Below are 22,032 nucleotides of genomic sequence, written 5' to 3'. Positions count from 1 at the left end.
CGCGACTCAGGAGGCATCGGCGGCCGCATCCAGCGCGTCCTCGCGCTGACGGTCGAAGAACGCCATCACGTCCTTCATGATCGGCCAGGTGCCTTCGCGGCCCAGCGCCGAGACGAGGTACCAGGGCTGGGTCCAGCCCAGCTCGGCGACGACCTGTTCGGCCAGTGCCCGCGCCTCGTCCTCGAACATCAGGTCGGCCTTGTTCAGCACCAACCAGCGCGGCTTGGCCAGCAGCTCCGGATCGTGCTTCTGCAGCTCGCGCTCGATCGCGCGCACCTGCTCGGTCGGCGACACGCCGTCCACGCCGCCTTCCATGGGCGCCAGATCCACCAGGTGCAGCAGCAAGCGGGTGCGCTGCAGATGGCGCAGGAACTGCGCACCGAGGCCGGCGCCGTCGGCAGCCCCCTCGATCAGCCCGGGAATGTCGGCGATCACGAAGCTGCGATAGGCCTCGACGCTGACCACGCCCAAGTTCGGATACAGCGTGGTGAACGGGTAGTCGGCGACCTTCGGCGTGGCCGCGGACACGGCCCGGATGAAGGTGCTCTTGCCGGCATTGGGGAAGCCCAGCAGGCCGACGTCGGCCAGCAGTTTCAGCTCCAGCTTGAGCGTGCGCTCCTCGCCCTCCTCGCCCGGCGTGGCCTTGCGCGGCGCGCGGGTCACCGAGCTCTTGAAGTGCATGTTGCCCAGGCCGCCCTTGCCGCCCTGCGCGACCAGCAGGCGGTCGCCGTGCGCGACCAGGTCGCCGATGACCTCGTCGGTCTCGACGTTGATCACCACGGTGCCGACCGGCACGGTGATGGTCAGGTCCTCGCCGGCCTTGCCGTACATCTGCCGGCCCATGCCGTTCTCGCCGCGCTGCGCACGGAACGCGCGCTGGTGGCGGAAGTCGACCAGGGTGTTGAGGTTCTCGTCGGCGACCAGCCACACGCTGCCGCCATTGCCGCCGTCGCCGCCGTCCGGCCCACCCAGCGGGATGAACTTCTCGCGGCGAAAGCCGATGCAGCCATTGCCGCCATTGCCGGCCGTGACCTGGATTTCCGCTTCGTCTACCAACTTCATGGGATTCGGGATTCGGGATTCGGGATTGGGAAAACACCGGACGCCACAGTTTAGCGGCGCCAGCAAAAGAACGGAGGCAACGGAACGGAGGCCAGCAATCGAGGGCCCTGGCGGAATCCGCCTTTGCGAATCCCCAATCCCCAATCCCCAATCCCGCCATCCCGGCCACCAAACGAAAAACCCCGCCGAAGCGGGGCTTTCGTCAGCAAGCCTGCGCCAAGGCGCAGGCCCTGGACACCGGCGGCTTACGCCTCGGTGACCACGCTCACGGTGCGGCGCTTCTTGGCGCCCTTCACCGAGAACTCGACCTTGCCGTCGACCAGCGCGAACAGGGTGTGGTCGCGGCCCAGGCCGACGCCGGCGCCCGGGTGGAACTGGGTGCCGCGCTGACGCACGATGATGTTGCCGGCTTCGATGGCCTGGCCGCCGAACATCTTCACGCCCAGGTACTTCGGGTTGGAGTCGCGGCCGTTGCGCGAGGAACCTACGCCTTTTTTGTGTGCCATGACTGCTGCTCCTTACTTCTTGTCGCCACCGGCGATGCCGGTGATCTCGATTTCGGTGTAGTGCTGCCGATGACCCTGACGCTTCATGTGGTGCTTGCGGCGGCGGAACTTGATGATGCGCACCTTGTCGGCGCGGCCGTGGGCCACGACCTTGGCGGTGACGGCGGCGCCCTTCAGCGCGTCGCCGATCTTGATGCCGTCGCTGTCGCCCAGCATCAGGATGTTGTCGAACGTGATCTCGTTGCCGGCTTCGACTTCGAGCTTTTCCACGCGGAGCGTTTCGCCCTGCGCGACGCGGTATTGCTTACCGCCGGTGACCAGTACTGCGTACATGACCAGACTTCCTCTGTAGTTATTGTGGTCGTTCCCGTCGTGCCGTTTCGGGCAGACAGGAGCGGGATTGTAAGCCGCCGCGCGCGGCAGGGTCAAGCCCACCCAGGCCCGGACTGTCAAGCCCCGCGGGCCGGCGCGGCTGCCTGAACCAGCCAGCCGCCGGCGCCCGGCGGCGCTGGGATCTGCGGCAATTGCCCCCACCTGACAAGCTGGGTACGCTGATCGATTGCCGTCCCCTTTCCGCCCCCACACTGGCCAGCGGCACCGCCACGGCCGGCACATTCCGGAATCTCTTCATGGCGATGGATTACATCCGCATCCGCGGCGCGCGGACGCACAACCTCAAGAACCTCGACCTCGACCTGCCGCGCGACAAGCTGATCGTGATCACCGGCCTGTCCGGGTCCGGCAAGTCCTCGTTGGCGTTCGACACCATCTACGCCGAAGGCCAGCGCCGCTACGTGGAGTCGCTGTCGGCGTACGCGCGGCAGTTCCTCAGCGTGATGGAGAAGCCCGACATCGATCACATCGAGGGCCTGTCGCCGGCGATCGCGATCGAGCAGAAGTCGACCTCGCACAACCCGCGCTCCACCGTCGGCACCATCACCGAGATCTACGACTACCTGCGCCTGCTGTACGCGCGCGTCGGCCAGCCGCGCTGCCCCGACCACGGCTACCCGCTGGAGGCGCAGACGGTCAGCCAGATGGTCGACCAGGTACTGACCCTGGACCCGGAGCAGCGCTACATGCTGCTGGCGCCGGTGATCCGCGAGCGCAAGGGCGAGCATGCGCAGGTGTTCGAGCAACTGCGCGCGCAGGGCTTCGTGCGCGTGCGCGTGGACGGCGAGCTGTACGAGATCGACGCGGTGCCGGCGCTGGCGCTGCGCCAGAAGCACACCATCGAGGCGGTGATCGACCGCTTCCGCCCGCGCGAGGACATCAAGCAGCGCCTGGCCGAGAGCTTCGAGACCGCGCTGAAGCTGGCCGACGGCATGGTGGCGGTGCAGTCGCTGGACGACACCGCGGCCGCGCCGCACCTGTTCTCCTCCAAGTACAGCTGCCCGGTCTGCGACTACTCGCTGCCGGAGCTGGAACCGCGCCTGTTCTCGTTCAACGCGCCGATGGGCGCCTGCCCGAGCTGCGATGGCCTGGGCGTGGCCGAGTTCTTCGATCCCGATCGGGTCGTGGTGCATCCGGAGCTGTCGCTGTCGGCCGGCGCGGTGCGCGGCTGGGACCGTCGCAACGCGTACTACTTCCAGCTGATCGCCTCGCTGGCCAAGCACTACAAGTTCGATGTCGACGCGCCCTGGCAGTCGCTGCCGGCGAGCGTGCGCCAGGCGGTGCTGTACGGCAGCGGCGACGAGACCATCACCTTCACCTACTTCACCGACGCCGGCGGCCGCACCCAGCGCAAGCATCGCTTCGAAGGCATCATCCCCAACCTGGAACGCCGCTACCGCGAGACCGAATCGCCGGCAGTGCGCGAGGAACTGGCCAAGTACATCAGCGAACGGCCGTGCCCGGACTGCAAGGGCGCGCGCCTGAACAAGGCCGCGCGCAACGTGTTCGTGGCCGACCGTCCGCTGCCGGACCTGGTGGTGCTGCCGATCGACGACGCGCTGAGCTTCTTCCGCCAGCTCGACCTGCCCGGCTGGCGCGGCGAGATCGCCAGCAAGATCGTCAAGGAGATCGCCGAGCGGCTGGGCTTCCTGGTCGACGTCGGCCTGGATTACCTGACCCTCGAGCGTAAGGCCGACACCCTGTCCGGCGGCGAGGCGCAGCGCATCCGCCTGGCCAGCCAGATCGGCGCCGGCCTGGTCGGCGTGATGTACGTGCTCGACGAACCGTCGATCGGCCTGCACCAGCGCGACAACGAACGCCTGCTCGGCACCCTCACCCGCCTGCGCGACCTCGGCAACACGGTGATCGTGGTCGAGCACGACGAGGACGCGATCCGCCTGGCCGACTACGTGCTGGACATCGGCCCCGGCGCCGGCGTGCACGGCGGCGAGGTGGTCGGCCAGGGCAGCGTGCAGGATCTGCTCAAGGCGCCGCGTTCGCTGACCGGGCAATACCTGTCCGGCAAGCGCCGCATCGAGATCCCGGCCAAGCGCCACAAGGCCAATCCGAAGATGACCCTGCACCTGCGCGGGGCCACCGGCAACAACCTCAAGAACGTCGACCTGGACATCCCGGCCGGCCTGCTGACCTGCATCACCGGCGTGTCCGGCTCGGGCAAGTCGACGCTGATCAACGACACCCTGTTCACCCTGGCGGCGAACGAGATCAACGGCGCCTCGCACAGCGTGGCGCCGTACCGCGAGATCGAGCACCTGGACCTGTTCGACAAGGTCGTGGACATCGACCAGTCGCCGATCGGACGCACCCCGCGCTCCAACCCGGCCACCTATACCGGCCTGTTCACCCCGCTGCGCGAACTGTTCGCGCAGGTGCCGGAAGCGCGCTCGCGCGGCTACTCGCCGGGCCGCTTCAGCTTCAACGTGCGCGGCGGCCGTTGCGAGGCCTGCCAGGGCGACGGCCTGATCAAGGTGGAGATGCACTTCCTGCCGGACGTGTACGTGCCCTGCGACGTCTGCCACGGCAAGCGCTACAACCGCGAGACGCTGGAGATCCTGTACAAGGGCTTCAACATCAACGACGTGCTGGAAATGACCGTCGAGGATGCGCTGAAGCTGTTCGAGCCGGTGCCGTCGATCGCGCGCAAGCTGGAAACGCTGGTCGACGTGGGCCTGAGCTACATCAAGCTCGGCCAGAGCGCGACCACCCTGTCCGGCGGCGAAGCGCAGCGCGTGAAGCTGTCCAAGGAACTGTCGCGGCGCGATACCGGCCGCACCCTGTACATCCTCGACGAGCCGACCACCGGCCTGCACTTCCACGACATCGAGGCGCTGCTGGGCGTGCTGCACAAGCTGCGCGACGAAGGCAACACCGTGGTGGTGATCGAACACAACCTGGACGTGATCAAGACTGCGGACTGGATCGTCGACCTCGGCCCGGAAGGCGGCCACCGCGGCGGCACCATCCTGGTCACCGGCACGCCGGAAGACGTGGCGGCCTGCCCGCAGTCGTACACCGGCCAGTTCCTGGCACGGATGCTGCCCTCCACCAGCGCGCGCCCGGAGCAGCCGGCGGCGATGGCCAACAAGCCCGATGCGCGCCCGCCACGCAAGGTCAAGCCGGAAAAGCCGGCGAAGAAGGCCGTGGCCGCCAAGAGCGGCAAGGCCAGCAAGAGCACCACCGGTACCGGCACCAAGAAGAAGAAGGACGTTTGATGAGCAGCGAACACAAGATCCTGGCGCGCATCCCGATCAGCGTGCGCTGGCGCGACATGGACAGCATGGGCCACGTCAACAACGCCAAGTACATCTCCTACCTGGAAGAGGCGCGCGTGCGCTGGATGCTGGGCGTGGAAGGCGTGTCGATGCGCGACCGCATCGCCCCGGTGGTGGCGGCGACCAACGTCAACTACCGCGCGCCGATCGTGTGGCCCAACGACATCCTGGTCGAACTGTTCGTCGAGCGCCTGGGCACCAGCAGCGTGACCATCGGCCACCGCATCGTCGACCAGCAGGACGAGAGCCGGCTGTACTCCGACGGCCACGTAGTCGTGGTGTGGATGGACACCCAGACCGGCAAGAGCGCGCCGCTGCCGGAGGCCGTGCGCAAGGCGACGAGCTGACGCCTGCGCTTGCGCCGGGCACGTCCCGGCGCCTCGTCCGCCTTTGCAGTGGCGCTGCCCACGCGGGAGCGGCGCGCGCCCCTTGTGGGAGGGACTTCAGTCCCGACGACGGATGCTGTCGGCCGACGTATGGCTTCGCGCGTCGCGGCTGACCCCACAAAAGGGGACAAGAGCCGCTCCTACGACATGGAGAAGGCTCCTTCTCGCGATGGAGGCTTCCTCACATCGCCTGCTTGCGCACGGTCAGCGTCGCATCGGCCTCGCCGCCACCGTCCAGTTGCAACTGCAGCGGCACGGCCTGGCCTTCGGTCAGCGCGCCCTTGCCCTGCATCAGCATCAGGTGCATGCCGCCGGGCTTGAGCTCCACGCGCGCGCCGGGCGCCAACGGCACGCGCTCGACCGCGCGCATCCGGCTGACGCCGGCCACGACCGTGGTCTCGTGCAGCGACACATCGCCGAAGCTGGGGCTGCTGGCCCCGGTGACGGTGACCGGCTTGGCGCAGCCGTTGTGGAGCACGCCGTAGCCGGCGGTCATCGGCATCGCCGGATTCGGCGGCAGCCGCACCCAGCCCTGTTCGAGGGTGACGCAGGCCGGTTGCGCGGCCGACGCGGCGGTGGCGGCCGCGCACAGCACGAACAATACGCCAGCGAATGGTTTGGTTATCATCGCCGCGATTCCTTCTTCGAAAGCAGACCGCAGCATGACGACGCTCATCGACGTGATCAACCACGGCCCCATCCGCGAGCTGCGCCTGGCGCGGCCGCCGGTCAATGCGCTGGACACCGACCTGTGCCGGCAGCTGATCCAGGCGATCGAGCAGGCCGGCGCCGACGGCGCGCACGGCCTGGTGCTGTCGGGCAACGAACGCCTGTTCTCCGCCGGCATGGACGTGCCGCACCTGCTGAGTCACGGCGACGACCGCGCCAAGCTGCTCGGCAGCTGGCAGCAGTTCTTCGGTGCGGCGCGCGCGCTGGCCGCCAGCCCGATGCCGGTGGTGGCGGCGCTGACCGGCCACGCCCCGGCCGGCGGCTGCGTGCTGGCGCTGTGCTGCGACTATCGGGTGATGGCGCGCAGCTCCGAGCCGGCGCGCCCGGTCACCATCGGGCTCAACGAGACCCAGGTCGGCCTGGTCGCGCCGGAAGGCATCCAGCGCCTGCTGCGGCGCGTGGTCGGCGCGCACCGCGCCGAGCGCCTGCTGGTCGGCGGCGACCTGGTCAGCGCCGAGCGCGCGCTGGAGATCGACCTGGTCGACGAACTGGTCGACGCCGACCTGGTGGTGGCGCGTGCGCTTGCGTGGCTGCTGGAGCTGCTGAAGCGGCCTCGGCAGCCGATGCTGCAGACCCGGGCCATCGCCCGCGCCGACCTGCGCGCGGCGCTGGCCGACGAGCACATTGGCCTGGAGCGGCTGATCGACGACTGGCAGGCGCCGGACACCCAGGCCGCGCTGCGCGCGCTGGCGGCGCGGCTCGGCAAGGGCTAGGCAGCTGCCCCTTCATTCCCGGGGGTGCCGCGCAGGGATCGCGCGCGTCCGTGGCAAGGAAGAGGGAGTGGACCTGCGTCCACGCCCGAGCGATGACGCGGCCACGGGCGCGCGGGCGGGCGCGGGCGGCCCGGTATAATCGGGGCACGTCCGTCGCCAGGCCCCGCCTCTTGTCCGCCAAGCCCGCCCCCGTCGTGTCCGAACTGATCGAGCTGCTGTCGCTGGAGCGGCTGGAGGACAACCTGTTCCGCGGCCAGAGCCGCGACATCGGCACCAAGTACGTGTTCGGCGGCCAGGTGCTGGGTCAGGCGTTGTCGGCGGCGCAGGCCACGGTGGAGAACGCGCGCCGCGTGCATTCGCTGCATGCCTATTTCCTGCGCGCCGGCGACATCGAGCATCCCATCGTCTACGACGTGGACCGCACCCGCGACGGCGGCAGTTTCTCGGTCCGCCGGGTCACCGCGATCCAGCACGGCAAGGTGATCTTCTTCTGCGCGGCCTCGTTCCAGGAACAGGAGGACGGCGCCACCCACCAGCTGAAGATGCCGGAAGTGCCGCAGCCGGAAGACATCGAACCGACGCCGGCGGCGCGTCCGGAAGTGCTGGCGACGCTGCCGACCAAGGTGCAGCGCTGGCTCTCGCGCGGCGGTCCCTTCGAGTTCCGCCACGTGTATCCGCGCGACGAACTGAATCCGCCCAAGCGCCCGCCGTTCCAGCAGATGTGGTTGCGCCTGAGCGAGCCGGTCGGCGATGCGCCGGAACTGCACCAGGCGCTGCTCGCCTACGCCTCGGACTTCCATCTGCTCGGCACCGCCACCTTTCCGCACGGCATCAGCTATTACACGCCGAACGTGCAGATGGCCTCGCTCGACCATGCGCTGTGGTTCCACCGCCCGTTCCGCGCCGACGACTGGCTGCTGTACTCGCTGGACAGCCCCAGCGCGCAGGGCGCGCGCGGCCTGGCGCGCGGGCAGTTCTTCACCCGCGACGGCACCCTAGTGGCCAGCACCGCGCAGGAAGGCCTGATCCGCGTGGTTCCCGACGCCGACGCCGCGGCGCAGGTGCCGGCAAAACGCTGAGGACACGAACATGCGCCAGATCTTCAGCAGCCAACGCGTGGAAACCGCCGAAGGCGTGGCCGCCCTGCTGCGCGATGCCGGCATCGAGGTGCGGCTGAGCAACGGCCGCTCCTACCGGACCCGCCGCAGCGGCCAGTTCAGCTATCTCGACCCGGTGGCGGCGCAGGCGCAGCCCACGGTGTGGGTGGTGCATGCCAACGACCAGCCGCGCGCACGCGAACTGCTGCGCGACGCCGGCCTGCTCGACAGCACCCGCCGCGACCCGGAACAGGGCCGTGCGCCCTACTTGAACGAGTTCCGCTCGCAGGTGGAAGCGGACGGCGGCAAGCGCTGGGCCTGGCGCATCCGCATCGCCCTGCTGCTGGCGATCGGCGCGGTGGCGCTGATCACCGTGCTGCGCCATCGCGACAACCGCGCGCCCACCGCCGCACCGGCGCAACCCGCCGCGACGCAGCCGGCCAAGGCGCCTGCGCAGGACACCGGCAGCGACGAAGTGCGCGTACGCGTGCAGCCGGCACCGCGCGGCAACTGAGCCGCGCCAAGCGCAAGGCGATGCCTGCGCGATGTCGCCTGGGGTGGTGACAGCCAGCCGCTGATCGTCTCCCGTGCATGACGGCGCGACGCGAGGCGGCAGGTTTCCTCCCACATAAAAAAACGCCCCTGCGCGAGGGGCGCAGGGGCGCTGTCGATCGGCGCCTTGGTGCAGAGACGCCGCGGCCATCGCCGCGGCGGATGGCTCAGTTGCTGTCCGGAGCCGGCATCGGCGGCGGCGGTGCGTCGCCACCGCGCGGGCCGTCTGGCCGATGCGCCCAGCGCTTGGCCTGCGCCGCATCGAACTCGGCGCGGCTGAGCATGCCGTCCTTGTTGGTATCGGCAGCGGCGAACCAGGCATCGCGATGCTGCTTGGCGCGCAACTCGAAGTCGGCACGGTCGATGTAGCCGTCCTTGTTCACGTCCATCTTGTCGAAGCGCGCGGCGAGCTTGGGATCGGCCTGCGCTTCGGCGCGACTGATGCGGCCGTCCTTGTTGGTGTCCAGCTTGGCCATCATCGCGCCGGGCACGCCGTGTTCGCCCGGGCCACCCGGGCCGCCACGGCCGCCATGGCGCCCGTGACGCGGCCACTCGTCGCGGCTGAGCTTGCCGTCGTGGTTCTTGTCCAGCGCGTCGAAATGCTCGGCCAGGCGCGGATCGGCGGCGGCCTCGCTGCGGTCGATGACGCCGTCGCCGTTCTTGTCGAGCGCGGCGATGCCGCCGGCATCGGCGGGCGCGGCAGGATCGGCCGGCGGCGGAGTAACGGCGTAGGCGGCGCCGGACAGCACGGCCAGCACGGCCAGGGCAAGCAGCGGATTGCGAGACTTCATGGGTCACTCCCTGAGGATGATGGGAACCTGCCGGGACGGCAGGCGTCCGGCGCCGCGAGCGGCCGTGCATCGGGCCGACACCGTGGCGCCTTCCCTGCAGACAACGCCCCGTCGCCGCCACGGTTGACCGGCTGCCGGCCGTATTCATGGAGCGGACAGTCGCGGCCCCTGCGATGGCGAAGCGCTATGCTCGGCGCATGGCCATCCACTCCGACGCCAGCGACGACCTGCGGCTGTTCCAGACCGGCCAGCACGCGTGCGGCTACTGGCCCGAGCGGCAGGCGCGCGACCTGGTGCTGGACCCGCACGATCCGCGCCTGGGCGCGCTGTATCCGCTGGCGTTGAGCTGGGGCTTCCGCCGTTCCGGCGACCTGGTCTACCGCCCGCACTGCGACCACTGCCGCGCCTGCGTGGCGGTACGCATCCCGATCGAGGACTTCGTGCCCGATCGCAGCCAGCGCCGCTGCCTGGCGCGCAATGCCGATATCGAGGTGCGCATCGTCGCCGCCGAGCGCAGCGAGGAACAACTGGCGCTGTATCAACGCTACCTGCGCCATCGCCATCCCGGCGGCGGCATGGACGATCACGGCGCGCACGAGTTCGACCAGTTCCTGATCGGCCGCTGGTCGCATGGGCGCTTCCTGGAATTGCGGCAACGCCTGCCCGACGGACGGCGTGGGCCGCTGCTGGCGGTGGCGGTCACCGACATCGCCGAGCAGGCGCTGTCGGCGGTCTATACCTTCTACGACCCGGACGCCGGCGCACGCGGCCTGGGCACGCTCGCGATCCTGCAGCAGATCGCCTGGGCGCGACGCGAGGGTCTGCGCCACCTGTACCTGGGCTACTGGATCCGCGGCCACCAGAAGATGGACTACAAGCGCCGCTTCCGGCCGCTGCAGGCTTACGACGGCCGCCACTGGCGCGACTTCGACGACTACCTGCGCCAGCTCGGCGGCTAGCCGACGGCCACCGGCGCAGCGCTGCCCAGCCGGTGCCGCCACGGGCGCTTGCGCCATCGTGCCGACATGCAGCGCATGCGAAACTGGACGCATGACATCACGCCTCCTCCTGCTCGCCCTGACCCTGCTGTGCGGCGCCTGCGCGCACACCGCTCCCACTTCCTCCCCGATGACCGACGCTGCCGCGCCAGCCGCCACGACGCTGCGGCTGGCCACCTACAACACCTCGCTCAATGCCGACGAACCCGGCGGCCTGATCGCCGCGCTGCAGGGCGACAGCGCGCAGGCGCGCAAGATCGCCGCAGTGCTGCAGCAGGTGCGCCCGGACCTGGTGCTGCTCAACGAATTCGACTACGACGACGCGCACCGCGCCGCCGACCTGTTCGAGCAGCGCTACCTGGCGGTGCCGCAGCCGCACGGCGGCGCGGCGCTGCGCTATCCGTACCGCTACCTGGCGCCGGTCAACACCGGCGTGCCCAGCGGCCTGGACCTGGACAACGACGGCCATGTCGGCGGCGAGGGCCGCGCGCGCGGCAACGACGCCTGGGGCTACGGCCTGCATCCCGGCCAGTACGGCATGCTGCTGCTGTCCAAATACCCGATCGACACCGCCGCGGTGCGCAGCTTCCGCCTGTTCAAGTGGAGCGCGATGCCCGGGGCGCTGCGACCGGTCGATCCGGCCACCGGCCGCTTCTTCTACAGCGACGCGGTGTGGGCGCAGCTGCGGCTGTCGTCGAAATCGCATTGGGACGTGCCGGTGCGCACCCCGCTGGGCGTGCTGCATGCGCTGGTGTCGCATCCGACCCCGCCGGTGTTCGACGGCGCGGAGAAGCGCAACGCGGCGCGCAACCACGACGAACTGCGGCTCTGGCGCGAGTACCTGGACGATGCCGGCCGCGGCACGGCGCGCTGGCTGTGCGATGACGCCGGCCGCTGCGGCGGACTGGCCGCCGATGCGCAGTTCGTGATGCTCGGCGATCTCAACAACGACGTGATCGACGGCGAGGGCCGCCACGACGCGATCCGTGCGCTGGTGACGCATCCGCGCGTGCTGCAGTACTCCACCCCACGCAGCGCCGGTGGCGAGGAGACCACGCGCGCCTACGCGGCCGACGGCGTCGCGCACCGCGGCCCGCCGCAGCAGGTCACCGGCGATTTCGGGCCCAAGGCCGGCACCATGCGTCTGGACTACGTGCTGCCGTCGCGCAGCTTCCGCTACCTGGACAGCGGCGTGTTCTGGCCGGCATCCAGCGATCCCGCCGCCGCCATCGCCGACGGCAGCGACCATCATCTGGTCTGGGTCGACGTCGCCGCGGGACCGTAAGCGAAGGCGAGAGAACACCGCGCAGGTCGCGACGCGGCCCGTGCAGCACGGCATCGGCGGCTCCCTGGGCCGCCGCGCTTTTTCTGGCAGACCATGGCCCGCGTAGCCCGGGGTCCGCCTGCCGCGCCAAGCACCGCCATCGGCCTTGATCCAGATCAAGGGCAAACCCGCGCCGACGCGGTCCAATGCCTCCCGCACCCGGTCGGGATGCGCAAGCGGAAGGCGAGCATGCGAACGCAACAGTTGCAACAGGCGCTGGAGGGCCTCAACGGCGCCACCGCCGATATCGAGGCATCGGCGCTGATCTCCCTGGACGGGCTGATGATCGCCTCGGCGATGCCGCAGGGCATGGATGAGGACCGGGTCGGCGCGATGTCCGCGGCGCTGCTCGCGCTGGGCGAACGCAGCGCGCGCGAACTGGCGCGCGGCACGCTGGAGCGGGTGCTGATCCAGGGCGAACTCGGCTACGTGATCATGAGCGCAGCCGGCCGCGAGGCGGTGCTCACCGTGCTGGCCAAGCCCAGTGCCAGGCTCGGCCTGGTGTTCCTGGACATCAAGCGCGCCGCACAGGCGCTGCAGCAGATCCTGTAGGGCGCCGCCATGCCGCTGCCGCCGATGGATCCGCCGCACGCGCCGCACCGCAGCGCCGAGCTGCGCTATCACGATGGCAGCCGCCGTACCGTGTACTGGAGCGAGCGCGAGGTCGCCTACCCGGACGGACGCCTGATCGTCTCGCGCACCGACCTGGACGGCGTCATCACCCACGCCAACGACGCCTTCGTCGAACTCAGCGGCTGGCCGCGCGAGGTGCTGATCGGCGCCCCGCACTGCATCCTGCGCCACCCGGAGATGCCGCGACGCGCGTTCCGCGAGTTGTGGGACACCGTGCTGGCCGGCGAGAAATGGCACGGCTACGTCAAGAACCTGCGCCGCGACGGCGCCTGCTACTGGGTCTACGCCACTGCCTTGCCGAACGTGCGCGACGGCCGCGTGGTCGGCTTCACCTCGGTGCGGCGCAAGCCCTCGCGACGGCGCATCGAGGCGCTGCAGCCGCTGTACGCGCAATGGCTGCAGGACGAACGCGCGGAGACGCCGGCATGAGTTGTACGTTCCTGGTCGCGCCGGACTTCGCGCCTGAATACTTCGGTGGCTGGTATCTGCTCAGCACGGTGCTGCAGCGACGCGCCGGCATCGGCCTGCGCCTGCTGATGCCGGCCGATGCCGCCGAACAGCGGCAGTTGCTGGACGACAGCGTCGTCGACCTGGTGTACGCCAGCCCGTTCGACGCCAGCGCCTTGATCCGCGACCGCGGCTACCTGCCGCTGGTGCGGCCGCGCGGCCACGCCGACGAGGTGGTGATCGCGACCGCAGCCGAGGCGCCGGCGCGCTGCGTGGAAGACCTGCCCTACGGCTGCCGCATCGCGCTGACCGCCAACCACGACGTGCGCCTGATCGGCCTGCGCCTGCTGGAACCGGCCGACCTGGAGCCGGAACGCATCGCCTGGCGCCCGGCCAGCAGCTACGCCGCAGTGGCGCGGCTGCTGCTGGAGGGCGAAGCCGATGCCGGCCTGTTCCTGGCCGCCGCCTACCACGGTCTGTCGCGGCTGACCCGCGCGCGGCTGCGCCCGCTGGTGGAAAGCGCGCTGTGCGACATCGGCCATGTGCTGCTGGCGCATCCGCGCCTGGGCACGCAGCAACTGCCGGTGCTGCGCGATGCCCTGCTGGCGCTCGGCGATGCCGCGCACCGCGACGACCAGGCAGTGCTCGACGCGCTGGGCCTGGAGCGCGGCTTCGAGGCGATGGCGATGGAGGACGCCGAATTCATGATCGACCTGATCGACACCCTGCTGGACTGAGGCGCCCATGCCCACCCCTCCCGCTCGCGATCCCGCACGCCTGGTGATGCGCACCCATGCCCGTGCGTTGCTGCGCGACCCGCGCGACGCCGCCGCGCACCTGGCGCGGCTGCACGCGGCGCTGCAGTTGCACGACAACGAGCCGACCCAGGGTGTGCTCGCCGACCTGTTCGTGGCCCTGCCGCGGCACGACATCGCCTTGCGCCAGTTGGCGCTGCAGATGGCCGCGACGCATCTGCCGCCGCACGTGGCCGAGGCGTTCCAGCGCCACAGCCAGGGCCACGCGCTGCTGCCGATCAACGCCCTGGCCACGCGCTGGAGCGTGCTGGCGCGGCCGTCGGCCGACGTGCCGGCGCGGGTGCGCCGGGCCAGTCCGGATCATTCGCGGCGGATGGTGCGCGAGGTGGTGGACGCGCTGTGCGACGGCGCGCCGATCGCCGCGGCGCGCTGCGAGCGCGAGTTCCTGGACTACTGCATCAGTTGCCAGGACAAGCTCGCCTTCATGCTCGCCACCCGCGAACTGCGCCGCCACGCGCTGGCCCTGGGTGACCGCTGGGACAGCACCGCGCGCTGGCTGCAGCAGCGCGAGCCGCTGGGTGGCCGCAGCGTCGACGCCCTGTCCTTTTCCAGCGCGAGTGCGCCGCGATGACCGCCCCCGAACCGACCAGCCTCGAACCGATCTGGCTGATGCCGACCCCGCACGGGGTGCTGCACGGCTTCGCCAGCGCCACGCCCGACCGCATGCAGCGCGCGCTGCAACTGCTGCTCGGCGCGCACGGCGCGCTGTCGCTGCAGGAATGGCGCCAGCGCGTGGGCGGCGACGCGCAGCGCCTGCTGCAGGACGCGCGCGAACAGCAATGGGTGCAGTTGCTGCGACGCGCGGTGCCAGGCCCGGAGATCCGCCTGGACGATTTCGCCCAGCATGTGATCGCCCCGCTGTCGGCCGAACGCCGCGCGGTGCTGGCCTCCGACAGCGGCTTCTGCCTGGGCCATGCCGGCCTGGACCAGGAACAGGCCGAGACGCTGAGCGCGGCCGCCGCCGACTTTGCCGGCTTCGCCCAACGCCAAAGCGCGCGCGGCTGGCATGGCGCGCATCGCTACGTGGCGTTCTACAGCGAGCCGCAGTTGCTGCTGCCGGACTGGTCGTTCGTGCCGTTCTGGGTCGACGGCGCCGGCTACTGGCTGGTGCTGGGCGGCGAGGCCCTGCTCAACAACCTGGCGATGGTGGAACTGGTGTGGAGCATCCGCCTGGCAGCGGCACGGTTTGCGCCACCGGCTTAGAGGCTGGGAATGGGGAAACGGGAGTGGGGAATGGGAAAGCGGGTCCGCCTTTGGCCCCGCTTTCCGAGCGCTCGCAGTTTTATGCGTCTAGGTCGATGGTGAGGGCGGCGGCGGCGTCGCGGGCGGTTTGCCGCGCTTCGTCGATGCTCGCGCCGCGGGCCAGGGTCACGCCGACACGGCGGTGGCCGTGCACGCTGGGCTTGCCGAACAGGCGCAGGGCGGTGTCCGGCGCCTGCAGGGCGGCGTCGACGTTGCCGAAGCGCGGCACGCCTTCGCCGTGCGCCAGCAGCGCGCACGAAGCCGACGGGCCGTTCTGGCGGATCGCCGGAATCGGCAGGCCGAGGATCGCGCGCGCGTGCAGTGCGAACTCGCTCAGTTCCTGCGACACCAGGGTGACCAGGCCGGTGTCGTGCGGCCGCGGCGACACTTCGCTGAACCAGACCTCGTCGCCCTTGACGAACAACTCCACGCCGAACAGGCCCCAGCCGCCGAGGTCGTCGGTGACCGCGCGGGCGATGTCCTGCGCGCGCTGCAGGGCCAGCGCCGACATCGGCTGCGGCTGCCAGCTCTCGCGGTAGTCCCCGTCCTTCTGCCAGTGCCCGATCGGATCGCAGAACGCGGTGCCGCCGGCGTGGCGCACGGTCAGCAGGGTGATTTCGTACTCGAAGTCGATGAAGCCTTCGACGATGCAGCGGCCGGCGCCGGCGCGGCCACCGGTCTGCGCGTATTCCCAGGCCGCATCGATGTCGGCGGCGCTGCGCAACGTGCTCTGGCCCTTGCCGGAGGACGACATCACCGGCTTGACCACGCACGGCAGGCCGACCGCGGCGATCGCCTCGCGGTACTGCTCGGGCGTGTCGACGAAGCGGTACGGCGAGGTCGGCAGGCCCAGGGTCTCGGCGGCCAGGCGGCGGATGCCTTCGCGGTCCATGGTCAGCCGCGCCGCACGCGCGGTCGGAATCACCCGCTGGCCGAGGTCGCGCTCCAGCGCCACCAGCGTTTCGGTGTGGATCGCCTCGATCTCCGGCACGATCAGGTGCGGCTGCTCGCGCGCGATCAGTTCGCGCAGCGCCATCGCATCGAGCATGTCGACCACGTGGCTGCGGTGCGCGACCTGCATCGCCGGGGCATCGGCATAGCGGTCCACCGCGATCACCTCCACGCCGAAGCGCTGCAGTTCGATCGCCACTTCCTTGCCCAGTTCGCCGGAGCCGAGCAGCAGCACGCGGGTGGCAGAAGCGGACAGCGGAGTTCCCAGAGTGACCATGGCGGCGGCGCCTGCGCGAAGAGGGGGACCATATTCTAACGGGCCGGTGCCCCACGCCGGCACAGGGCCGGCTGCGCCATCGCCTTCCCGCAGCGAGGTGCTATCTTCTGCAGCGTCACTGGGGATGTCGCCATGCACGCACGCAGCGCCGGAAACCGCCACGGCACGCCCTGCCGCACCGCCGGGGAGCGCCCATGCAGTCGCTGATGCCGGCCGAGGCCTACATCGACGAGGCGTGGTTCGCGCGCGAGCGCGAACTCCTGATGAAGCCGCTGTGGCAGTTCGTGGCCCCGCGCATGCTGCTGGACAAGCCCAACGCCTTCGTGCGCCGCTCGGTGTGCGGGGTGGACGTGGTGGTGCAGAACATCGACGGCGAACTGCGCGCCTTCGACAACCTGTGCCTGCACCGGCAGAACCCGCTGCAACAGCAACCGCAGGGCGTGCGCCCGCTGGTCTGCAGCTACCACGGCTGGCGCTACGGCGCCGACGGCGGCGTGGACAACATTCCCTTTCAGGACGATGCCTACCGCCTGGCACCGGAGGCGCGCGCCTGCCTGCGGCTGCGCCGCTTCGCGGTAGCCTGCATCGGCAAGCTGGTGTTCGTGAACCTGTCGCCCGAGCCGATGCCGCTGGAGACGCAGTTCTCGCTGGAGGCGCTGGAGATGCTGCGCGCCGCTTCCGAGCAGTTCGACGACGAGGTGCTGGTGGCGACCTTCGAGGCCGACTTCAACTGGAAGCTGGCCTACGAGAACCTGCGCGATGCGCTGCACCCGCGCTTCGTACACGCGCGCACGCTGGCGCAGCAGGTGAAGTTCCAGGTGCAGATGGACGACGCCGGCGTCGCCGAGGCGCGCCGCTACCACGCCGAGGGCAGCGCCTCGCGCGAGGCGCATCTGGCGCGGCTGCGCACGTTCAGCAGCGGCGGCCTCAATGAGCCGTTGGTGGCGATGGCGCACTACCCCTGGCATGCGCACGTCGACCGCTTCGGCAACGACGACTGGTATCTGAACTGGCTGCTGTACCCGAACCTGCACATCGCCTCGGGCTCGGGCGGCTATTCCTTCATCATCGAGCACCACCAGCCGGTGTCGGCGCAGCGCACCGACCTGCTGGTCTACTACGTCACCGCGCGCAAGAAGCAGCGCTATCCGGGTTCGGACGCGGTGCTGCTGGGGCACCTGCACGGCGCCGAGAAGGTGCTGCGCGAGGACATCGAGATCATGGAACAGGTGCAGTCGGGACTGCGCGCCGGCGCCCCGCGCGCCGTGCTGGGCGACTACGAGCACGCCAACATGCAGATCGAACGCTGGTACATGGACGTCATGGAGGGCCGCCATGTCCTCTGACAAATACGTGGTCGGCAGCGGTACGCTGCTGCGCTGGGCGCTGGCGGCCTGGGCCGAGGCGGCGCCGGACTGCGTGCTGCATCCGCTGGACGTGGCGCAGGGCAAGGACTACCGCTTCGACCTCGATGCCCTGCACGCACTGGCCGACACCGGCGCCACCGCCTTCGTCGCCTGGGGCCCGCAGTTCCTCAACTTCCGCCGCCAGGAACTGATGGGCGAACTGAAGGCGCGCGGTTTCAAGATGCCGCCACTGATCTGCCGCGGCGCGCAGGTGGCGGCCAGCGCGCGCGTCGGCGAGAACTGCGCGATCGGCGCCGGCGCCATCGTCGATGCGCACTGCGACATCGGTTTCAACGCCTGGATCGGCGCGGCGGCGGTGCTGGAATCGGCGGTCAAGGTCGGCGCCTCGGCGTGGATCGAGGCGGGCGCGACGCTCGGCGCCGAAGCGCAGATCGGCGCCCAGGCCACGCTCGGCCGGCAGGTGGACATCGGCCCCGGCGTGCGCATCGGCAAACGCTGCCAGATCGAGATCCCCGGCCGCTACCGCAGCGACATCGCCACCGGCACCCATCACCTCAGCGGTTTCCGCACGCCGGTGTTGATCCTCGGCGGGTGAGTGGCCGCCTCGGCGGCCGGGAATCGGGAATCGGGATTGGGGAATCGTAAAAGCGCTGGGTCTGCCGCGGCGTGACAGCACGCGGCCGGCGGATGCACACCGGCCGACGCCCGCCAAATCGACGCCCGGGCAGCCATCGCAGCACCTGCCCCTTCATACCTCGCGACTTCAGTGCCCTACCGATCCTCAAAAGCGGATACCGCGCGTGGGCGGGAAGCGGAGATTCATAAGGTTCCCCTAGACCCACCGGTCCCCATGAACCCGCTTCCACGATTCCCCATTCCCGATTCCCCCATCCCAGCCCTATTGCAACCTGATATCAATTTGATATCTTCTCGTCCAACCACCCAAGGACGTCCACCATGAAAGAGCAGCCCCGTTCCTCCCTGCCCGGCATTCCGATGATCGTGGGCCTGGTCCTGGTGTTCGTGGCCGGCGCCGGCGCGATCATTGCCACCGGCGTGCTGCAGCCGTCGGCGATGCCGTGGACCCTGTTGGTCGCGATCCCGGTGCTGGCCGTCGCGCTGTTCCTGGTGGTCGGCCTGTACGCACTGGAACCGAACCAGGCCGCGGTGCTGAGCCTGTTCGGCCGCTATGTGGGCACGGTCAAGGACCCCGGCCTGCGCTGGAACAACCCCTTCTTCAGCAAGCGCAAGGTCAGCCAGCGCGTGCGCAACTTCGAGAGCGGCCGGCTCAAGGTCAACGAACTGGACGGCAGCCCGATCGAGATCGCCGCGGTGATCGTCTGGCAGGTGATGGATGCCTCCGAAGCGGTCTACAACGTTGACGACTACGAGAGCTTCGTGCACATCCAGTCCGAGGCGGCGCTGCGCGCGATGGCCACCAGCTATCCCTACGACCAGCACGAGGACGGGCAGATCTCGCTGCGCAGCCATCCCAACGAGATCAGCGAACAGCTCAAGCGCCACCTCGACGAACGCCTGACCCAGGCCGGCGTGGACGTGATCGAGGCGCGCATCAGCCACCTCGCCTACGCACCGGAAATCGCCCAGGCGATGCTGCAGCGGCAGCAGGCCAACGCGGTGATCGCCGCGCGCACCCGCATCGTCGCCGGCGCGGTGGGCATGGTCGAAATGGCCCTGGCCGAACTGCAGAAGAACGGCGTGGTCGCGCTGGACGAGGAGCGCAAGGCGCACATGGTCAGCAACCTGCTGACCGTGCTGTGCTCGGATCGCGGCACCCAGCCGATCGTCAACGCCGGCTCGCTGTACTGAGGTGCCGATGTCCATGCATGCCGCCCTCGCGCCGCTGGCGCTCGCCCTCTCCGGCCTGCCGGCCCTGGTCATCGCCGCCTGGGTCGGCGGCAAGGGCGACGACCGCGCGCGCGGGCTGGGCCTGCGCTGGGCGCTGATCGGCCTGGCGATCCTGATCGGCGCGGCGGCGCTGTACTGGACCGGCGGCCAGCGCACCGGCGTCTACGCGGTGGCGATCGCACTGCTGCTGACGGTGAACGCGCTGATCGTGTCGATGCTGCTGCACCTGCGGCGCAGTGACGCGGCGCGGCGGGAGCGGTCATGAGCGAGAAGAAGGCCTATCCGCTGCGCATCAACGCCGACGTGCTGGCGGCGGCGCAGCGCTGGGCCGACGACGAACTGCGCAGCCTCAACGCGCAGATCGAATACGTGTTGCGCGACGCGCTGCGCAAGGCAGGGCGGCTGCCCAAGCCGCGTGACGACAAGGAGCCAGAAGCATGAGCAAGCGCTGGGAGTACCTCACCGTCGAGGCCAAGACCAATCTGATGCTGGGGCTGAAACTGGACGAATTGCAGGCCGATCTGAACAAGCACGGGAAGCTCGGCTGGGAATTGGTCAACGTCATCGCACTGCCGGGTACCAAACCGCTGCTGATGTTCAAGCGGGAGGCCTGACGTGCGCCCTCATCCGGTCATCGCGCCTGCACGGGTGGCGCCGCTGGGCCAGCTCGCTTCGCTGGCCACGGCGCCGCACCGCACCGCCAGCGCGCTGCTGGATCGCCTGCAGGCCGGCGAGTTCGCTGAGGTCGAATCCGACCTGCGCCGCTCCCCCGCTTTAAACCAATTTGGCATCGCCGGCACCGGCGCGCCCGGACCGGCCGAGTACGCCACGCCCGGCCACGTCGACCCGGCCTTGATCGCCGATGTCGGCGCCTGGATGCGCACCCTGCCCGCCAGCCACGGCGCCGCTCCATGAGCCGGCTGCGATCCGCATCGCCCTCGCCGGCACGGCAGTATCCGGTGGCGCCGGCGCATCGGTTGGGCCTGGCGTTGTGGCTGTGGTTGCCGCTGCTGCTGGTCGCCGCGGTGATCGGCACGTTCGCGCTGCACGCCGCGCGACCCGGCGCGCTCTGGTGGCATTTCGGACTGCTGGCGCTGATCGGCGTGGCCGGCACCGCCACCTTCGCGCGGCAGCGCGTGCTGCTGCGCGACGGCCTGCTGGAAGTGCGTGCGACCTTCCTGACCAAGCGCGTGCCATTGGCCGCCCTGCGCGTGGACAGCGCGCGCGTGGTCGCGCTGTCCGAGCATACCGGCTTCAAGCCGGCACTGAAGTTGTTCGGCTTCGGCTATCCCGGCTTCCACGCCGGCCACTACCGCACCCGCGACGGACACAAGGCGTTCTGCCTGATCACCAGCGACCGCGTCCTGGCCGTTCCGCTGCACGACGGCGGTTGGCTGCTGCTCAGCGTCGAACATCCCCGGCAGGTGCTGCTGGAATGGCAGACGCTCGCGGCGACGGCGCGCGGCGGCGAAGACACCCGCAGCACGGCGCGCCGCATGGCCTGAGTCCGGCGCGTCTCGCCTCGCCGCGTCGGCCGCTGCTGCGACCGGCCGCGCCGGGCACGACATGCTGCGCGGTGCGGCAAGGTCTCGCGGTGCGACGCGCCCGATCCGTGGAGCACACCGCGACGAGCGTTCTGGCAGCTGCGAGGCGATATGCTGGAACACCCGCCACGCGTGTCCTCGTCGCCAGCCACGCGCGTCGCGACGACGGCGACGACGTCGCCCGCCACATGACGCCTCGAGGATCGGCCCGATGGACGACGTAGCGCCCCGCGAGATTCCCGCCACCGCACCGGCGCTGCCGCCGACGCTGTCGGCGCGGCTGCACGGGCTGCACTGGCACCGCAATCTGGTCGGCGAAGCCGGCGCCCAGGTCTATCGGCTCGGCGGCGCCGGCACGCCGGATCTGTACCTCAAGCGTGGCACCGGCACCTCGCACGACGACGTGGTGGACGAGTTCGCACGGCTGCACTGCCTGCGCGGAACACGCGGCGTGCCGCGCGTGCTGCATTTCGAGGCCGACGCCGCCGGCGCCTGGCTGCTGAGCGAAGCGCTGCTGGGCAAGACCGCCTACCAATGGCTGCAGGAGGCGCCGGCGCAGGCCGAGCGCATCGTGCAGGCGCTGGCCGAGTTCCTGCGCGCCTTCCACGCCACGCCGATCGACACCTGCCCGTTCGACGCCAGCCACCCGCTGCGCCTGGCCGCCGCGCAACGCCGGCTGCAGGCGGGCCAAGTCGACACCGAGGATTTCAACGAGGCGCGTGCCGGCTGGTCGGCGGACGCGGTGTGGCAGGCGATGACCGCGCTGCTGCCGCTGGCCAGCGAACGCGTGCTGTGCCACGGCGACTATTCGCTGGACAACATCCTGCTCGACGCGCCGGACCGCGTCGTCGGGGTGATCGATCTCGGCCGCGCCGGGGTCGCCGATCCGTACCAGGACCTGGCAATCCTGGCCAACTGCCTGGACGAATTCGGCCCGGCGCTCGCCGACCACTTCTTCGCCGCATACGGCATCGCCACGCCGGACCTCACGCGGCTGCAGTTCCATCAGTTGCTCGACGAGTTCTTCTGAGCCGCGCCTGCCC

27 protein-coding genes are annotated in these 22,032 nt (G+C 70.2%); 21 read left to right on the top strand and 6 right to left on the bottom strand.

Annotated features, from left to right (window positions below; genetic code table 11):
- Positions 1 to 6 precede the first annotated feature (6 nt).
- From cgtA to rplU, 3 genes are all read right to left on the bottom strand, one after another.
- The gene (gene cgtA, locus PG878_RS05605) at positions 7 to 1,062 is read right to left on the bottom strand and encodes an Obg family GTPase CgtA (RefSeq protein WP_010341168.1); all 1,056 of its coding nucleotides are present in this window, start codon (positions 1,060 to 1,062) and stop codon (positions 7 to 9) included.
- Positions 1,063 to 1,307: 245 nt separating this feature from the next.
- Positions 1,308 to 1,568: a 50S ribosomal protein L27 gene (gene rpmA, locus PG878_RS05600; RefSeq protein WP_010341169.1), complete on the bottom strand. Its 261-nt coding sequence runs from the start codon at positions 1,566 to 1,568 to the stop codon at positions 1,308 to 1,310.
- A 12-nt stretch (positions 1,569 to 1,580) separates the two neighbouring features.
- Positions 1,581 to 1,901: a 50S ribosomal protein L21 gene (rplU, locus tag PG878_RS05595; protein WP_010341170.1), complete on the bottom strand. Its 321-nt coding sequence runs from the start codon at positions 1,899 to 1,901 to the stop codon at positions 1,581 to 1,583.
- Between the two features lie 296 nt (positions 1,902 to 2,197).
- Here rplU and uvrA point away from each other — a divergent pair, with 296 nt between their 5' ends.
- Complete coding sequence (gene uvrA, locus PG878_RS05590) at positions 2,198 to 5,194, top strand: excinuclease ABC subunit UvrA (protein ID WP_209029487.1); 2,997 nt, start codon at positions 2,198 to 2,200, stop codon at positions 5,192 to 5,194.
- Positions 5,194 to 5,601 (top strand): acyl-CoA thioesterase, encoded by a 408-nt coding sequence (locus tag PG878_RS05585; protein WP_209029486.1) that lies wholly within the window; start codon positions 5,194 to 5,196, stop codon positions 5,599 to 5,601. Before uvrA ends, PG878_RS05585 begins: the two co-directional genes overlap by 1 nt.
- Before the next feature lie 220 nt (positions 5,602 to 5,821).
- Here PG878_RS05585 and PG878_RS05580 read toward each other — a convergent pair whose 3' ends face one another.
- Positions 5,822 to 6,268 (bottom strand): copper chaperone PCu(A)C, encoded by a 447-nt coding sequence (locus tag PG878_RS05580; protein ID WP_209029485.1) that lies wholly within the window; start codon positions 6,266 to 6,268, stop codon positions 5,822 to 5,824.
- 34 nt (positions 6,269 to 6,302) lie between these two features.
- Here PG878_RS05580 and PG878_RS05575 point away from each other — a divergent pair, with 34 nt between their 5' ends.
- The 3 genes from PG878_RS05575 (at position 6,303) to PG878_RS05565 (ending at position 8,693) form a co-directional block, all read left to right on the top strand.
- Positions 6,303 to 7,082 carry an enoyl-CoA hydratase/isomerase family protein gene (locus PG878_RS05575; protein WP_209029484.1) on the top strand — a complete coding sequence of 260 codons (780 nt, stop codon included), beginning with the start codon at positions 6,303 to 6,305 and terminating at the stop codon, positions 7,080 to 7,082.
- A 170-nt stretch (positions 7,083 to 7,252) separates the two neighbouring features.
- Positions 7,253 to 8,161, top strand: a complete 909-nt coding sequence (gene tesB / locus PG878_RS05570; RefSeq protein WP_010341175.1) for an acyl-CoA thioesterase II — start codon at positions 7,253 to 7,255, stop codon at positions 8,159 to 8,161.
- Positions 8,162 to 8,171: 10 nt separating this feature from the next.
- The gene (locus tag PG878_RS05565) at positions 8,172 to 8,693 is read left to right on the top strand and encodes a putative signal transducing protein (protein WP_209029483.1); all 522 of its coding nucleotides are present in this window, start codon (positions 8,172 to 8,174) and stop codon (positions 8,691 to 8,693) included.
- A 205-nt stretch (positions 8,694 to 8,898) separates the two neighbouring features.
- Here PG878_RS05565 and PG878_RS05560 read toward each other — a convergent pair whose 3' ends face one another.
- Positions 8,899 to 9,522, bottom strand: coding sequence for an EF-hand domain-containing protein (locus PG878_RS05560; RefSeq protein ID WP_209029482.1), 624 nt, complete (start codon positions 9,520 to 9,522; stop codon positions 8,899 to 8,901).
- A gap of 131 nt (positions 9,523 to 9,653) precedes the next feature.
- Between PG878_RS05560 and PG878_RS05555 the strand changes: the two genes are divergently transcribed.
- The 7 genes from PG878_RS05555 to PG878_RS05525 all read left to right on the top strand — a co-directional run bounded on the left by PG878_RS05555 (position 9,654) and on the right by PG878_RS05525 (position 14,942).
- On the top strand, positions 9,654 to 10,481 hold the full coding sequence (locus PG878_RS05555) for an arginyltransferase (RefSeq protein WP_244672450.1): 828 nt from the start codon (positions 9,654 to 9,656) through the stop codon (positions 10,479 to 10,481).
- A gap of 91 nt (positions 10,482 to 10,572) precedes the next feature.
- Positions 10,573 to 11,805: an endonuclease/exonuclease/phosphatase family protein gene (locus tag PG878_RS05550; protein WP_209029480.1), complete on the top strand. Its 1,233-nt coding sequence runs from the start codon at positions 10,573 to 10,575 to the stop codon at positions 11,803 to 11,805.
- Between the two features lie 228 nt (positions 11,806 to 12,033).
- A complete protein-coding gene (locus PG878_RS05545) occupies positions 12,034 to 12,396 on the top strand; it encodes a roadblock/LC7 domain-containing protein (protein WP_010341183.1) in 363 nt (120 codons plus the stop codon).
- A 9-nt stretch (positions 12,397 to 12,405) separates the two neighbouring features.
- On the top strand, positions 12,406 to 12,906 hold the full coding sequence (locus tag PG878_RS05540) for a PAS domain-containing protein (RefSeq protein ID WP_209029479.1): 501 nt from the start codon (positions 12,406 to 12,408) through the stop codon (positions 12,904 to 12,906).
- Positions 12,903 to 13,661, top strand: coding sequence for a PhnD/SsuA/transferrin family substrate-binding protein (locus tag PG878_RS05535; protein WP_209029478.1), 759 nt, complete (start codon positions 12,903 to 12,905; stop codon positions 13,659 to 13,661). The genes PG878_RS05540 and PG878_RS05535 overlap by 4 nt, the downstream gene beginning before the upstream one ends.
- A 7-nt stretch (positions 13,662 to 13,668) precedes the next feature.
- Complete coding sequence (locus PG878_RS05530) at positions 13,669 to 14,310, top strand: hypothetical protein (protein WP_244672424.1); 642 nt, start codon at positions 13,669 to 13,671, stop codon at positions 14,308 to 14,310.
- Positions 14,307 to 14,942 carry a hypothetical protein gene (locus PG878_RS05525; protein ID WP_209029477.1) on the top strand — a complete coding sequence of 212 codons (636 nt, stop codon included), beginning with the start codon at positions 14,307 to 14,309 and terminating at the stop codon, positions 14,940 to 14,942. The genes PG878_RS05530 and PG878_RS05525 overlap by 4 nt, the downstream gene beginning before the upstream one ends.
- A gap of 79 nt (positions 14,943 to 15,021) precedes the next feature.
- Here PG878_RS05525 and purT read toward each other — a convergent pair whose 3' ends face one another.
- The gene (purT, locus tag PG878_RS05520; protein ID WP_017916348.1) at positions 15,022 to 16,209 is read right to left on the bottom strand and encodes a formate-dependent phosphoribosylglycinamide formyltransferase; all 1,188 of its coding nucleotides are present in this window, start codon (positions 16,207 to 16,209) and stop codon (positions 15,022 to 15,024) included.
- Between the two features lie 194 nt (positions 16,210 to 16,403).
- Here purT and PG878_RS05515 point away from each other — a divergent pair, with 194 nt between their 5' ends.
- The 9 genes from PG878_RS05515 (at position 16,404) to PG878_RS05475 (ending at position 22,019) form a co-directional block, all read left to right on the top strand.
- Entirely contained in the window at positions 16,404 to 17,555 is a 1,152-nt protein-coding gene (locus PG878_RS05515; protein ID WP_209029476.1) for an aromatic ring-hydroxylating oxygenase subunit alpha, read from the top strand.
- Positions 17,545 to 18,171, top strand: coding sequence for a DapH/DapD/GlmU-related protein (locus PG878_RS05510; protein WP_209029475.1), 627 nt, complete (start codon positions 17,545 to 17,547; stop codon positions 18,169 to 18,171). Before PG878_RS05515 ends, PG878_RS05510 begins: the two co-directional genes overlap by 11 nt.
- Before the next feature lie 362 nt (positions 18,172 to 18,533).
- Positions 18,534 to 19,406, top strand: coding sequence for an SPFH domain-containing protein (locus PG878_RS05505; RefSeq protein ID WP_209029474.1), 873 nt, complete (start codon positions 18,534 to 18,536; stop codon positions 19,404 to 19,406).
- A gap of 13 nt (positions 19,407 to 19,419) precedes the next feature.
- Complete coding sequence (locus PG878_RS05500) at positions 19,420 to 19,710, top strand: hypothetical protein (protein WP_209029473.1); 291 nt, start codon at positions 19,420 to 19,422, stop codon at positions 19,708 to 19,710.
- Positions 19,707 to 19,886: a type II toxin-antitoxin system antitoxin gene (locus PG878_RS05495; protein ID WP_010341193.1), complete on the top strand. Its 180-nt coding sequence runs from the start codon at positions 19,707 to 19,709 to the stop codon at positions 19,884 to 19,886. The genes PG878_RS05500 and PG878_RS05495 overlap by 4 nt, the downstream gene beginning before the upstream one ends.
- A complete protein-coding gene (locus PG878_RS05490) occupies positions 19,883 to 20,059 on the top strand; it encodes a DUF4177 domain-containing protein (RefSeq protein ID WP_209029472.1) in 177 nt (58 codons plus the stop codon). Before PG878_RS05495 ends, PG878_RS05490 begins: the two co-directional genes overlap by 4 nt.
- Position 20,060: 1 nt before the next feature.
- On the top strand, positions 20,061 to 20,360 hold the full coding sequence (locus PG878_RS05485) for a hypothetical protein (protein ID WP_209029886.1): 300 nt from the start codon (positions 20,061 to 20,063) through the stop codon (positions 20,358 to 20,360).
- Positions 20,357 to 20,950 carry a PH domain-containing protein gene (locus PG878_RS05480; RefSeq protein ID WP_209029471.1) on the top strand — a complete coding sequence of 198 codons (594 nt, stop codon included), beginning with the start codon at positions 20,357 to 20,359 and terminating at the stop codon, positions 20,948 to 20,950. The genes PG878_RS05485 and PG878_RS05480 overlap by 4 nt, the downstream gene beginning before the upstream one ends.
- Before the next feature lie 250 nt (positions 20,951 to 21,200).
- The gene (locus PG878_RS05475; RefSeq protein ID WP_209029470.1) at positions 21,201 to 22,019 is read left to right on the top strand and encodes an APH(3') family aminoglycoside O-phosphotransferase; all 819 of its coding nucleotides are present in this window, start codon (positions 21,201 to 21,203) and stop codon (positions 22,017 to 22,019) included.
- Positions 22,020 to 22,032 lie beyond the last annotated feature (13 nt).

It is taken from the genome of Xanthomonas hawaiiensis, from assembly GCF_031834635.1.
Lineage (GTDB): Bacteria > Pseudomonadota > Gammaproteobacteria > Xanthomonadales > Xanthomonadaceae > Xanthomonas_A > Xanthomonas_A sacchari.
The sequence above is the reverse complement of the archived record's forward strand: the minus strand, read 5'-3'. Positions and strand labels throughout refer to the sequence as shown.